This window comes from Novosphingobium organovorum (assembly GCF_022832435.1).
Taxonomy (GTDB): Bacteria; Pseudomonadota; Alphaproteobacteria; order Sphingomonadales; family Sphingomonadaceae; genus Novosphingobium; species Novosphingobium organovorum.
In genome coordinates this window covers 1-13,001 of record NZ_JALHLF010000014.1, presented here as the reverse complement: position 1 = coordinate 13,001, position 13,001 = coordinate 1, and the positions used below count along the sequence as shown (strand labels likewise).

Here is a 13,001-nt window from a genome sequence, read left to right as displayed (position 1 = left end):
CGTGTGGTTTTTCGCTTGCGATTTGCCCCATCGATCCTATATCCCGCCCCTCGCTGCCCCATGGGGACTTCCAAACCGCAAGGCAGCTTTGTCGCTAACAATTTCGCTGGGGGTCCCTTGAATTGCTCCAACATCTCGACGCACCGGCCGTAGCGCGCGAACTCGCGCCCGACGAACCCGTCATCCTGAACCGCCCGCACGCCGCGGCGCGCGCTGCCCAGTTCTTCGCGACGAAGTTTCCGGGCAAGTCGCTCTATGCGGTCAAGGCCAATCCCTCGCCTGATCTGATCCAGATCCTGTGGGATAACGGGATCACGCACTACGACGTTGCCTCGATCGCCGAGGTGCGCATGGTCCGCGCCACGCTGCCCCAGGCGACCTTGTGCTTCATGCACCCGGTCAAGACGGCGAGCGCGATCCGCGAGGCCTATTTCCAGCACGGCGTGCGTACTTTCAGCCTCGACACGATCGAGGAAGTCGAGAAGATCGTCGCGGCGACGACCGATGCGAATGGCGAACGCGCGCGCGATCTGCGCCTGTGCGTGCGCCTGCGCGTCTCGTCGGAATATTCCGAGCTCAGCCTCGCGTCGAAGTTCGGTGTCGATCTGGTCGATGCCGGCAAGCTGCTCCAGTCGACCCGCCAGGTTGCGGACTGGCTGGGCGTGTGCTTCCACGTCGGCAGCCAGGCGATGACCCCGTTCGCCTATGTCCAGGCGCTCGAACGCGCGCGCGCGGCGATTGCCGATGCGGGCGTGGTCATCGACATGATCGACGTCGGCGGGGGCTTCCCGTCGAGCTATCCGGGCATGGAGCCGCCGCCGCTCGAAGATTACTTCGCGATCATTCACCGCCACTTCGAGGCGATGCCGATCGCCTACAACGCGGAGCTGTGGTGCGAACCGGGCCGTGCGCTGTCGGCCGAGTACAACTCGCTGATCGTCAAGGTCGAAAAGCGCCGCGGCGACGAGCTGTTCATCAACGACGGGGCCTATGGCGCGCTCTATGACGCGGCGCACGTGGCCTGGCGTTTCCCGGTCCGCCACATCGCGCGCGACATGGACAACGACAACGCGGCGATCGATGCGGCGGATCTCGAGGCGTTCTCGTTCTACGGTCCGACCTGCGATGATGCGGACTTCATGGAAGGCCCGTTCATGCTGCCGCCGGGTATCAAGGCGGGGGACTGGATCGAGGTCGGCATGCTCGGCGCTTATGGCGCGGCGATGAAGACCGCGTTCAACGGTTTTGGCGGCGCCGAAGTCGTAGTGGTCAGTGATGAGCCGATGGCCAGCCTCTACACCGGCGAGCGCAAGGACCCGCGCGTTTCGGACAACGTGGTGTCGCTGCGCTGATCGCAGGGCCGATGGCCGTGTTTCGAAAGCCCCCCGCAAGCCCATGCTTGCGGGGGGCTTTTCGTTGCGCTCAGCGCACCAGCACGATGCGGTCGCTGCCGGGGCGTTGCCAGGCCTGGTGGACCTCTTCCATCGCCAGGGTGTCGAGCGGGATGGTCCAGCCTTCCTGTGCGGCGGCTTTGAACAGCGCGCCGATCGTGTGGAGCAGGCGCGGGAGCGAGACACTGCCAAAGCCGCTGCCCATGAGCGAAATGGAATTCGAACGCAGCACCGCGCCGGGCAGCGCGATCTCGGCTGCGGCCATCGTCCCGATCTGGACGAAGCGCATCTCGCGCCCGTGCGGGGCCAGCCGTGCGGCAGTGGAGAGCAGCGCCAGCGCGCTCGGCCCCCACAGATAGTCGAGCACCACGTCGACGCCTTCGGACAGGCAGGAGGCAAAGCGCAGGGCCAGATCCTCCGCGGAGGCGTTGAGCCCGATCGTGGCATCGGCGCCAAGGCTGTCGAGCACGGCCTGGTTGCGCCCGGTGGCGATCACCCGCGCCGCGCCCATGTGGCGCGCCACCTTGACCGCCAGCTGGCCCGAGGTGCCGGTGGCGCCGTTGACGAGCACGGTTTCACCCGGCTTAACGCGCGCGCGTTCGGCAAGCGCGGCCCAGGACGACATGCCGGGGTTGGCCAGCCCGGCGGCCAGCACCGGGTCGAGCCCTTCGGGCAGGGCGACGGTGTGGTCGATCCGCACCGGCGCGCGTTCGGCCATTGTGCCGTAGGGCGCGCGCGCAAGCACGAAGTAGGCGGGGCGGCCATCGGGCAGGGTGCCCACGCCGTCGACCCCGGCGATCTGGGGCAGCGGCAGCGAGCGCACGCTGTAATGCTGGCCCGAGGCGCGGGCGCGCACCAGCTGGCTGAGCGCGGCGGCGCGCACGTCGATCAGCACTTCGTCCTCTTGCGGCTGGGGTTCGGGGTAGTCCTGCCACGTGGGCGGGGTCGTGAAGTGGTCGATCAGGGCGGCTTTCACGGGCGGGTCCTTTCCTGCCGGAGACTTATATGCAAGATGCACCTAATAGACCGCCGGGGGTTTTGGCAAGAAATTATATGCAAAGTACACATAAATCGGCGCAGCTGCGTGAATTCCACCTTGCCCTGCTTCAGATCGTGGGGATGATGAACGGCGCCGAGCGCGACGAGATCCTCATTCGCGAAGCCGGGATCCGGCTTGACCGGGCGTTGTTCCCGCTCCTCGTGACGGTGGGCAAGTTCGGCCCGATCGGGGTGGTCGACATCGCCGACCGGGTCGGGCGCGACTACACCACCGTCAGCCGCCAGATGGGCCGGCTCGATGAGCTGGGGCTCGTCGAACGCCGACCGGGCGCGACCGACCGCCGCGTGCGTGAGGCGCACATCACGCCTGCTGGCGAGGCGATGAACCGCGCCATCGACGCCGCGCGCGAGCGGCTGCTGAACGAAGGCTTTGCCGCGTGGAGCGAGGGCGAGTTCGACGATCTGGTGCGCCTCATGGTTAAACTCGCCGGAACGATGAGGACCATCGGCGCGAGGCGTGAGGGGGCTCAGCGCGCCGCGAACAGGTCCCTGTAGCGGCGCGGCTGGCAGCGCAAGTACTGCGGCGAGGCGTGGACCTGCGCACCGAGTGCGGCGGCGGCGTGCCAGGGCCAGCGCGGGTCGTAGAGCACGGTGCGCGCGATGGCGACCATATCGGCATCCCCGGTTGCGACGATCGCCTCGGCCTGTTCGGGCTCGGTGATGAGGCCGACCGCGATGACCGGGACCGAGATCGCCTGTTTGACCGCGCGGGCGAGCGGCACCTGATAGCTCGGTCCGACCGGGATCGCCTGGTCCGGGTGGAGCCCGCCGCTCGAGACGTGGATCGCGGACACGCCGCGCTTTTCCAGTTCGCGGGCGAAGACCAGCGTCTGCTCGATATCCCAGCCGCCCGCGACCCAGTCGGTGCCCGACAGCCGCATCGTTACCGGTTTTTGCGCCGGGAACGCGGCGCGCACCGCGTCGAACACGTCGAGGGGGAAGCGCATGCGGTTTTCAAGGCTGCCTCCGTACCGGTCGGTGCGCTGGTTGGCGAGCGGCGAGAGGAACTGGTGCAGCAGGTAGCCGTGCGCGCCGTGAAGCTGGATCGCGTCGATGCCAAGGCGCGCGGCGCGCCGGGCCGCGTCGGCAAACGCGTCGCGAATGCGGGTGAGGCCCGCTTCGTCGAGCGCGACAGGGGCGTTGTGCGCGGGCGCGAAGGGCACGTTGGAGGCTGATAGCGTCTGCCAGCCGTTGGGCGCATCGGGGGCGATCTGGCCGCCGCCGTCCCACGGCTTGGCCGAGCTTGCCTTGCGCCCTGCGTGGGCGAGCTGGATGACGATGGGCATGTCCGACCAGCGGCGCACCGAGGCAAGCACGCGCGCCATCGCCGCCTCGCTCGCATCGTCCCACAGCCCGACGTCGCCATAGCTGATGCGCCCTTCGGGGGTGACGGCGGTGGCCTCGATGGTGAAGGCGCCCGCGCCCGACTGCGCGAGCTGGCCGATGTGCTGGGCGTGCCAGTCGGTCATGCAGCCATCCTCGGCCGAATACTGGCACATCGGGGCAATGACGATGCGGTTGGAAAGCGTGAGATCGCCCAGCGTGATCGGCTCGAAGAGTTTGGCCATGTCGCGTGCTCCGAAGGTGTCACAGGCCGCGGAAGAGGGGGAAGCGCGGCCCGGACCTTCTAGATAGGGCGCGGCCGGGCCGGAAAAAGGGCCGTCTTGCAGGGGATTGCTTGGCCTGCCCCAAGAAGCGCTTGGGGCAGGGACGGGAACCTTCGGCGCTGCCGAGGGGGACGCCGCACGCGAAACGGGCCCGCCGATGGCAGGCCCGTTCGTGTTTTCGAAATGTGCGCGCGAAGGGGCCTCAGGCCGCCTTGCGCATCTCGAGGCGTTCCCAGATTTCCACCAGTGCGGCGGTGAGATCGTCCATCATCGCCTCGGTGTGCGCCGGACCCGGTGTGAAGCGCAGGCGCTCCTTGCCGCGCGGCACGGTCGGGAAGTTGATCGGCTGGACGTAGGCGCCGTATTCGGCGAGCAGGATGTCGCTGATCTTCTTGGCCTTGACCGGATCGCCGACCATCAGCGGCACGATGTGGGTGGTCGAGTTCATGACCGGCAGGCCCGCCTCGCGGAACTTGGCCTTCATCATCGCCGCCGACTTCTGCTGGGCCTCACGCTCGACGTTCGAGCTCTTGAGGTGCTTGACCGAGGCGAGCACGCCCGCGACCAGCACCGGCGAGAGCGAGGTCGTGAAGATAAAGCCCGGCGCGTAGGAGCGGATGCAGTCGATGATCTTCTGGTCGGCTGCGATGTAGCCGCCCATGACGCCGAACGCCTTGCCCAGCGTACCCTCGATGATGTCGATGCGGTGCGCGGCTTCGTCACGGTCGGTGATGCCGCCGCCGCGCGGGCCGTACATGCCCACCGCGTGGACTTCGTCGATGTAGGTGAGCGCGTTGTACTTTTCAGCAAGGTCGCAGATTTCGTGGATCGGGGCGATGTCCGCGTCCATCGAATAGACCGATTCGAAGGCGATCAGCTTGGGCAGCGACGGGTCGGTCTCGGCCAGCAGTTCCTCAAGATGCTCAAGATCGTTGTGGCGGAAGATCTTTTTCGGGCAGCCCGAATTGCGGATGCCCGCGATCATGCTGGCGTGGTTCAGCTCGTCCGAGAAGATCACGCAGCCGGGCAGCAGCTTGGCCAGGGTCGAGAGCGTGGCGTCGTTCGAGACATAGCCCGAGGTGAACAGCAGCGCGCCTTCCTTGCCGTGCAGATCGGCGAGTTCGCGTTCCAGCTCGATGTGGTAGTGGGTGTTGCCGCCGATGTTGCGCGTGCCGCCCGAGCCCGCGCCCACGTCGTGCAGCGCTTCTTCCATGGCCTCGATCACCTTGGGGTGCTGGCCCATGGCGAGATAGTCGTTCGAACACCACACCGTGATCGGCTTGGGACCGTTGTGGCCGGCAAAGCAGCGGGCGTTGGGATAGGCCCCCTTGTTGCGCAGGATGTCGATGAAGACGCGATAGCGACCTTCGGAGTGAAGGCGATCGATCGCCTGGTCGAAAATCTGATCGTAATTCACGTAAGCCTTGTCCTGCTCTACGCCGCTATGCCATTTTATCTGCGCCGGCTTAACCTTTGCCTGTGTCCACATGGCTGTCCGTTCGCTGCCGGAACGTCCCACCTGGATGCGTAACCTACCCCGTATTGCGGGCCAATACATTATCCCTTGGTCCATGACCAGACGAATGTCCCTTATACAGCGATCGGAAATTCGCATAGTGGACGCCTTGTCCTACCCCGCGAGACCCTAGCTGAGGGGCGCTGCGCAAGCCGTCTCGAAGGACTTGCGCAGTTTCCCGGATGGCCGCTCTCATCGCGTGGATTGCGCAAGAGGGCATTGATCGCGGTCAACAAGCGGCGGGCCTGGCCACGCTTCAGAAGCGTTCGATCACGCTGAGCCCGCGCCCATCGAGCGCGGCGCGGTAGGCCTCGGCGAAAGCCGGGTCGCCGGTGAACAGCGCGCGGTCGGGGCCGCTGCGCGCGAACGGCTGCCCTTCGAGCAGGTGCGAGATCCGGCGCGCGATGCCTTGCGCGCCGTGGACGAAGCGCACATCGGGTCCGAAGGCGGGGGCGAGTTCCTCTTCGAGCAGCGGAAAATGCGTGCAGGCAAGGACCACGGTGTCGATCTGCGCGCCGCCGGGCATCGTGCGCAGGGCTTCGACCGCGTGCGCAATCGCGGCCGGATCGACGGGTTCTCCGCGCAGCTTGGCTTCGGCCGCGTCGACCAGTTCGGGCGCGCCGTGCCGCAGCAGGCGCTTGTCGGCGGCGAATTCGCGTTCGAGCCGATCGACATAGCCCTGGCGGATCGTCGCCTGCGTGCCGAGCAGGCCGATCACCCCGCTGCGGGTCATCGCGGAGGCGGGCTTGATCGCAGGGACGGTGCCCACGATCGGGGTTTCCAGCACTTCGCGCACCATGCCCAGCGCAATGGTCGAGGCGGTGTTGCAGGCAATGCAGATGAGGCGGGGGCGAAAGCGCTCGGCCATGCGGCCCAGCAGCCCGGCGACGCGCGCGGCGATCTGCGCCTCGCTCTTGGTGCCATAGGGCAGGCCGGCGGTGTCCGCGGCGTAGAGAATGGGCGCATCGGGCAGGCTGCGGCGCACTTCTTCGAGCACGGTGAGCCCGCCCACGCCCGAATCGAACAGCAGCACGGGCGCGGCCGCATCGATGATGGACGCGCGCGGCGCGGTGCCGGATTGCCCCGTGCGGGGCTCTTCGAGAGTTTCTGTCGCCATTGCCTTGCCCTGAATCGAACCCCAGTCTGGCCCGTTTCACACACGGGAACAAGGCGCGATGGCGCAATTGGACGCGCAGGCAAAGCAACACGTCTTCGCCTTGACGCGCATTCGGGCTATGGGCGCGCGATGGATTGGATTCTTGCACCGCTCGCGGGCTATGCCCTCGGTTCGATACCCTTTGGCCTGTTGCTCACCCGCATGGCGGGGACGCAGGACCTGCGCTCGATCGGTTCGGGCAACATCGGGGCGACCAACGTCCTGCGGACCGGCAACAAGAAGCTGGCCGCGGCCACGCTGCTGCTCGATCTGGCCAAGGGACTGGCCGCCGTACTGATCGCCGCGGCGCTGTGGCCGGCCTATACCTGGGCCGCGGCGCTGGGCGCCTTCGCCGGGCACTGCTTCCCGCTGTGGCTGCGCTTCAAGGGTGGCAAGGGCGTGGCGACGACGGCGGGGATCGCCTTTGGCTACGCCTGGCCGATCGGGCTGGCCTATGCTGTCGCGTGGATCGGCCTGCTCGCGCTGGTGCGTATTTCCTCGGTCGCGGGGATGTGTGCGGCGGTGATCGCGCCGCTCGTTGCGCTCGCGCTCGGCCAGAATGAAGCCGCAATGGTTCTAGGGGTTATTGCGTTGGTCGTGCTGTTTCAGCATCGTGCCAACATCGCCCGCCTGATCGCGGGCACCGAGCCCCGCGTGGGCAGCAAGAAGTAGGCATTTCGAGCGGGGGCGAATGGACGGAGCGAACGGGGCCGAAGTCGAAGCGCGCGATCTTACGCAGGAAGAGGCGTTTGCGCGCATTCGCCTGCTGCGTTCGCCCCATGTCGGGCCGGTCAGCTATCGCCAGCTGCTGAGCCGCTTCGCGACCGCCACCGCCGCGCTTGAGGCGCTGCCCGATCTCGCCGGGAAGGCGGGCAAGCGCTATGCCATTGCCCCGGTCGGCCAGATCCACGCTGAGGCCGCCGCGATGCGCAAGGCGGGCGCGCGCTATCTCTTTCACGATTCGCCCGAATATCCCCCGCTGCTGGCCGCCGCGCCCGGCGCGCCGCCGATTCTGACCTGCCGGGGGAACGTCGCTCTGCTGCACCGTCCCTGCGTCGCGATGGTCGGCGCGCGCAACGCTTCGGCGGCGGCGGTGCGGCTGGCGCGCGACTTCGCGCATGGACTGGCGCAGGCAGGCTACACCGTGGTCTCGGGGCTGGCGCGCGGGATCGACGGGGCGGCGCACGAAGGCGCGCTGGCCGCCGGCGGCGCGACGGTGGGGGTGATCGCCAGCGGGATCGACATCGCCTACCCGCCCCAGCACGCCGAACTGCACGAACGCATTGCCGAAAAGGGCCTGCTGCTCGCCGAACAGCCTCCCGGAGCCGAACCGCTCGCGCGCCATTTCCCCGCGCGCAACCGGATCATCGCCGGGCTGAGCGCGGGCACGCTGGTGGTCGAGGCGGCGCCCAAGTCGGGCTCGCTCATCACCGCACGGCTGGCGGGCGAGATGGGGCGCGAGGTCATGGCGATCCCCGGCTCCCCGCTCGATCCGCGCGCGCACGGCTGCAACGGCCTCATCCGCGATGGCGCGGTGCTGGTCCAGTCGGTCGAGGACGTGCGCGAACTGCTCACCGCCTTCGACGGCCTCTCGCCCCGTTCGACCTTTCGCGAGGAAAACGAGGCCTGGGACCTGGCCGGGGAGGGCGGCGAGCCTGCAAGCGATGACAATCCGGCCGAGGTTGCCGCGCTGCTCACCACCGCGCCTGTCGGCGTGGACGAACTGATCCGCCAGAGCGGGGCCAGCGCGGCCTCGGTCCAGCTCGCGCTGCTCGAACTCGAACTCGCCGGACGGCTGGTGCGCCACGCGGGTGGGCGGGTCAGTTTGTCTTGATCGTAAGGTAGCTGGGAAGTGCGTATTCTACCGCTTCCCATTGCCATCCATCTGCGGCTGCCCGAAGAAGAATTGCAACTCGAAGAGGGCTTTGGATGATCGCACGAATCCTAACAGGGGTTGGGCGGGGCTTAAGGATTCTATTCGCCCTGTCTGTCTTTTTCGCGGCGGGTGATGCGTTCGATCGTGCGGGGCTGGTACACGAAGGCGTGGCTGTGCCCTGCGTTATTTTGGCGGTGCAGTGGCTGGTGACGCTGGTTCACGAATTGGGGCATGCAGGCGGCGCGTGGGCAAGTGGGAGCCGCGTGATACGCATTGCCGTTCTGCCTTTCGCTTTCGATTTGACGACGCGCCCAATGAGTTCCGCCCGGCGCCCGAGAGGAAGCGATATTGCGGGTTATGTCGTTGTCCGCTGGCATCCTCAGGCGCAGGTTCGCGACGCGGCTGTCATGTTTGCGAGTGGGCCGCTGGCTGAATTGCTCCTGGCTGGGGTTCTCTTCGCCTATGCGCACCTCGTGGCGGCGACGCCCCATGCCCACGGATGGCGTGAATGGAGCGTTGCTCTTGCCGCTGCCGGCACGACGGTCGCTTCAGGCGGGGCAGTGATAAACCTTCTGCCGATTGGTGGAAGCGATGGTGTGCGGCTGTTCGCGATATTGCGAAGGGTCATTGCCCGGCAATCGGCGTGATGCGATTGAAACGTCCCTGTCATGCTTTGGTGCTTGACGAACCGCTCCTGCGATTCCCACCCTATGCGTACACACATACACGTGTATGTGCACACGCACGCACGTGAGGGGCATAAAAGAAAGTCTGAAATGCAGCTTGTTATCGTTGAGTCGCCTGCCAAGGCCAAGACCATCGAAAAATACCTCGGCAAGGACTACAAGGTACTCGCCAGCTACGGCCATGTCCGCGACCTGCCGCCCAAGGACGGCTCGGTGCGCCCGGACGAGGGCTTCGAGATGGACTGGGAGCTGTACGGCGACAAGCAGAAGCAGGTCCGCGCGATCACCGATGCGGCCAAGGAAGCCGACCGTCTGATCCTCGCGACTGACCCTGATCGCGAAGGGGAAGCCATCTCCTGGCACGTGCTCGAGCTGCTCAAGAAGCGCCGCGCGCTGCCCAAGGAGGTCGAGCGCGTCACGTTCAACGCGATCACCAAGGCGACCGTCACCAAGGCCATGCAGGAGCCGCGCGAGCTCGATCAGGACCTGATCGATGCCTATCTCGCGCGCCGCGCGCTCGACTACCTGTTCGGCTTCACGCTTTCGCCGGTGCTCTGGCGCAAGCTGCCCGGCGCCAAGTCGGCGGGCCGCGTGCAGTCGGTCGCTCTGCGCATCATCGTGGATCGTGAACGCGAGATCGAGGCGTTCAAGCCGCAGGAATACTGGTCGGTCGGCGCGCTCATGGCGCACGACGGGACCGATTTCGCCGCCAAGCTGGTGACCTTCGAGGGCAACAAGCTCGATCGTCTCAGCCTTGGCGAGGAAGGCGTGGCGCTGCGCGCCAAGGCCGCGGTCGAAAACGGCGCGTTCCGGGTCGAGACGGTCGAGACCAAGCCGCATCGGCGCAATCCGCAGCCCCCGTTCACCACCTCGACGCTCCAGCAGGAGGCCGCGCGCAAGCTCGGCTTCGCGGCCAGCCAGACCATGCGCGTGGCGCAAGGCCTCTATGAGGCGGGCGCGATCACCTACATGCGTACCGACGGCGTGCAGATGGACCCGAGCGCGATCCAGGATTGCCGCAAGGCCGTGGCCGAGCGCTACGACGCGCACTTCCTGCCCGACAAGCCGCGCCACTACGAGACCAAGGCCAAGAACGCGCAGGAAGCCCACGAGGCGATCCGCCCGACCGATTTCACCCGCGATACCTATGGTTCGGGCGATGCGGCGCGGCTTTACGATCTCATCTTCAAGCGCGCGATGGCCAGCCAGATGGCCTCCGCCCAGCTCGAGCGCACCACCGTCACCCTGCGCGACGGGACCGGCCAGAACGAGCTGCGCGCCTCGGGTCAGGTGGTCAAGTTCCCCGGCTTCCTCGCGGTTTACGAGGAAGGGCAGGACAACAAGGGTGACGACGACGACGGCGGCCTGCTGCCGTTCATGAAGTCGGGCGACATGCCCGCCAAGAAGAGCGTTTCGGCCGAGCAGCACTTCACCCAGCCGCCGCCGCGTTTTTCGGAAGCCAGCCTCGTCAAGCGGCTGGAGGAACTGGGCATCGGGCGCCCGTCGACGTATGCCGCGACGATCCAGGTGCTCAAGGACCGCGCCTACGTGCGGACCGAGAAAAACCGCTTCTTCGCTGAGGAATCGGGCCGACTTCTCACCTCGTTCCTCGAACGCTTCTTCGAGCGCTATGTCGCCTATGACTTCACCGCCGGGATGGAGGACGAACTCGACGACGTGTCGGGTGGCCGACAGGAATGGAAGGAGCTGCTCGAGGCCTTCTGGCGCGACTTCAAGCCCAAGTCCGACGAGGTCATGGAGAAGAAGCCCTCCGAAGTGACCGAGGCGCTCGACGAGTTTCTCTCCGACTACCTCTTCCCCCCCAAGGACGATGGTTCGGACCCGCGCGTGTGCCCCAAGTGCGGGGAAGGGCGCCTGTCGCTGCGCGGTGGCCGCTACGGCGCCTTCATCGCCTGTTCGAACTATCCCGAGTGCAAGTTCACCCGCAAGTTCGCGCAGCCCGGTGGCAGCGGCGAGCAGGCGGACGATGAGGCGCTGGGCAAGGACCCCGAGACCGGCGAGGAAATCGTGCGCAAGGTCGGTCGCTTCGGCCCCTACATCCAGCTGGGCGAGGGCAAGGAGGCCAAGCGCGCCTCGATCCCCAAGGACATCGACGAGCTGACGCTCGACTGGGCGCTCAAGCTGCTGAGCCTGCCGCGCACGGTCGGTACGCACCCCGAAACCGGGCAGGAAATCGTCGCCAACATCGGGCGTTACGGGCCGTACCTGCTGCACGATGGCAAGTACGGCAAGCTGCGTACGACGGCCGACGTGTTCGAGACCGGGATGAACGCGGCCGTCTCCATCCTCGCCGAAGCGGCGCAGGGCGGCGGGCGGGGCGCGCGCGCCAAGGCCGAGCCGATCAAGGTGCTCGGCAAGCATCCCACGACCGAGGGCGAGATGAAGGTCATGTCGGGCCGCTATGGCCCCTACGTGACCGATGGCACCTACAACGCCACGCTCCCGCGCGACGCCAAGCCCGAGGACCTGACCGACGCCGAGGCGATCGCGCTGATCGACGCCAAGGCCGCCAAGGGCCCGCCCAAGGGCAGGAAGAAGGCCGCCCCCAAGAAGAAGGCGGCGCCCAAGAAGGCCGCGGCCAAGGACGGCGAGGCCAAGCCGGCCGCCAAGAAGGCTCCGGCCAGGAAGGCGGCCGCGAAGAAGGCCCCTGCCAAGAAGGCTGACGTCGTCGAGGATCAGGGTGACGACGTGCCCTGGGACACCGAGGGGTGAGAGCTTCGGCTCCGCTCCGGTTTTTCGGCATTGGCCGCAGAGCGAACTGCGGCTTCCTGCGGTTTGCTGGCGGGCACCACGCCCGCCACGACCCCATCAGCGCAAGAGATCACACGATGAGCCAGAAGATCGCCAAGCACAAGCAGCCCTGGAAGCCGGAAGAACTGCAAAAGCTCCAGACCCTGGCGGGCAAGGGCAAGGGGCTCAAGGAAATCGCCAAGGCGCTCAACCGCACCGAGGAATCGACCAAGGACGCGGCGAAAACCCACGGCTTTTCGATCGCCAAGGCGCGCTGAGCGCAGCGCTCAGCGGCTGGGAGCGCGAGCCTTGCGCAAGCGCCACAGCCGCAGCTTGACGTGGCCCAGCCTGACGTCGGCAAAGGCTTCGTAGTCGCGCGCCAGCGTGCGGCCCATCAGCGGCCAGACCGCCCAGTTGGACCGGCTCTGGAGCGGCTTCTGCCCGGTCACGATCACGCCGGGGCGGCGCGCCAGCGCGCGGGCCAGCGCGGCGCGCGAATCCTCGCCCAGCGCCACCGCATCGGTCGCGCCCGAGAGGTGCTGGGGGAAGGCGTACTTGCTCACCATGCAGGCGCTGGTCGCCGAATAGAGCGCGGCGTTGCCTTCGAAAACGTAGAGGCAGCGCCCGTCGAGGTTCGCCTCGATCGCGCGTGCCGCGACGGCAAGATCGCGCGCGCCGCCAAAGCCGATGCGGTTGCTTACCAGGATCGCGCTGCCCGCGACCAGAAGGAAGGCGAAGACGAGCGCGGTCACCACCCGCCGCGGCGCGTCGGTGCCCAGCGCCGGGGCGATGAGCACGCTGAGCGAGGGGAGCAGGGCCGCGGTGTAGTGGTCGTAATAGGTCCCCATGACGAGGAACCCGGCCAGCGCGGCGAGCGCCCAGCCGCGCAGCCAGTGGTGCGTATCGTACCAGCGTGCGGCGGCGGGGGTGAGCCCTGCGGCCTGGCCGAGCGAACGGGC

General features: G+C 67.2%; 11 protein-coding genes and 1 pseudogene. 7 read left to right on the top strand and 5 right to left on the bottom strand.

From position 1 onward, the window contains the following. The first annotated feature begins 122 nt into the window (after window positions 1–122). Window positions 123–1,352: a type III PLP-dependent enzyme gene (locus tag MTR62_RS06135; RefSeq protein WP_244018043.1), complete on the top strand. Its 1,230-nt coding sequence runs from the start codon at window positions 123–125 to the stop codon at window positions 1,350–1,352. A gap of 70 nt (window positions 1,353–1,422) precedes the next feature. On the opposite strand, the gene MTR62_RS21425 is transcribed toward MTR62_RS06135, so the two are convergent. Continuing rightward, window positions 1,423–2,367: a quinone oxidoreductase family protein gene (locus MTR62_RS21425; RefSeq protein WP_244018041.1), complete on the bottom strand. Its 945-nt coding sequence runs from the start codon at window positions 2,365–2,367 to the stop codon at window positions 1,423–1,425. Between the two features lie 77 nt (window positions 2,368–2,444). Between MTR62_RS21425 and MTR62_RS06125 the strand changes: the two genes are divergently transcribed. Continuing rightward, entirely contained in the window at window positions 2,445–2,945 is a 501-nt protein-coding gene (locus tag MTR62_RS06125) for a MarR family winged helix-turn-helix transcriptional regulator (RefSeq protein ID WP_244018039.1), read from the top strand. Here MTR62_RS06125 and MTR62_RS06120 read toward each other — a convergent pair. The 3 genes from MTR62_RS06120 to murI form a co-directional block, all read right to left on the bottom strand. Beyond that, the gene (locus MTR62_RS06120) at window positions 2,918–4,018 is read right to left on the bottom strand and encodes an NADH:flavin oxidoreductase/NADH oxidase (protein ID WP_244018037.1); all 1,101 of its coding nucleotides are present in this window, start codon (window positions 4,016–4,018) and stop codon (window positions 2,918–2,920) included. The genes MTR62_RS06125 and MTR62_RS06120 overlap by 28 nt on opposite strands. 241 nt (window positions 4,019–4,259) lie before the next feature. Next, window positions 4,260–5,474, bottom strand: a complete 1,215-nt coding sequence (hemA, locus tag MTR62_RS06115; RefSeq protein WP_244018035.1) for a 5-aminolevulinate synthase — start codon at window positions 5,472–5,474, stop codon at window positions 4,260–4,262. 355 nt (window positions 5,475–5,829) lie between these two features. Continuing rightward, window positions 5,830–6,690: a glutamate racemase gene (gene murI / locus MTR62_RS06110; RefSeq protein WP_244018033.1), complete on the bottom strand. Its 861-nt coding sequence runs from the start codon at window positions 6,688–6,690 to the stop codon at window positions 5,830–5,832. 129 nt (window positions 6,691–6,819) lie between these two features. Here murI and plsY point away from each other — a divergent pair, with 129 nt between their 5' ends. The 5 genes from plsY to MTR62_RS06085 all read left to right on the top strand — a co-directional run bounded on the left by plsY (window position 6,820) and on the right by MTR62_RS06085 (window position 12,320). Further along, a complete protein-coding gene (gene plsY / locus MTR62_RS06105; RefSeq protein WP_244018031.1) occupies window positions 6,820–7,401 on the top strand; it encodes a glycerol-3-phosphate 1-O-acyltransferase PlsY in 582 nt (193 codons plus the stop codon). A 19-nt stretch (window positions 7,402–7,420) separates the two neighbouring features. Beyond that, on the top strand, window positions 7,421–8,563 hold the full coding sequence (gene dprA, locus MTR62_RS06100) for a DNA-processing protein DprA (protein ID WP_244018029.1): 1,143 nt from the start codon (window positions 7,421–7,423) through the stop codon (window positions 8,561–8,563). Window positions 8,564–8,658: 95 nt separating this feature from the next. Then, a complete protein-coding gene (locus MTR62_RS06095) occupies window positions 8,659–9,252 on the top strand; it encodes a zinc metalloprotease (protein ID WP_244018027.1) in 594 nt (197 codons plus the stop codon). Between the two features lie 129 nt (window positions 9,253–9,381). Beyond that, a complete protein-coding gene (gene topA, locus MTR62_RS06090) occupies window positions 9,382–12,024 on the top strand; it encodes a type I DNA topoisomerase (protein ID WP_244018025.1) in 2,643 nt (880 codons plus the stop codon). Between the two features lie 116 nt (window positions 12,025–12,140). Further along, window positions 12,141–12,320, top strand: a complete 180-nt coding sequence (locus tag MTR62_RS06085) for a hypothetical protein (RefSeq protein WP_244018023.1) — start codon at window positions 12,141–12,143, stop codon at window positions 12,318–12,320. A 9-nt stretch (window positions 12,321–12,329) separates the two neighbouring features. On the opposite strand, the pseudogene MTR62_RS06080 reads toward MTR62_RS06085, so the two are convergent. After that, a pseudogene (locus tag MTR62_RS06080) lies at window positions 12,330–13,001 on the bottom strand (hypothetical protein); the annotation flags it as partial.

Coding starts and splice junctions, on each gene's coding strand:
- MTR62_RS06125 (WP_244018039.1), top strand. CDS start 2,445: ATGCAAAGTACACATAAATCGGCGCAGCTGCGTGAATTCCACCTTGCC.
- MTR62_RS06120 (WP_244018037.1), bottom strand. CDS start 4,018: ATGGCCAAACTCTTCGAGCCGATCACGCTGGGCGATCTCACGCTTTCC.
- murI (WP_244018033.1), bottom strand. CDS start 6,690: ATGGCGACAGAAACTCTCGAAGAGCCCCGCACGGGGCAATCCGGCACC.
- plsY (WP_244018031.1), top strand. CDS start 6,820: ATGGATTGGATTCTTGCACCGCTCGCGGGCTATGCCCTCGGTTCGATA.
- dprA (WP_244018029.1), top strand. CDS start 7,421: ATGGACGGAGCGAACGGGGCCGAAGTCGAAGCGCGCGATCTTACGCAG.
- MTR62_RS06095 (WP_244018027.1), top strand. CDS start 8,659: ATGATCGCACGAATCCTAACAGGGGTTGGGCGGGGCTTAAGGATTCTA.
- topA (WP_244018025.1), top strand. CDS start 9,382: ATGCAGCTTGTTATCGTTGAGTCGCCTGCCAAGGCCAAGACCATCGAA.
- MTR62_RS06085 (WP_244018023.1), top strand. CDS start 12,141: ATGAGCCAGAAGATCGCCAAGCACAAGCAGCCCTGGAAGCCGGAAGAA.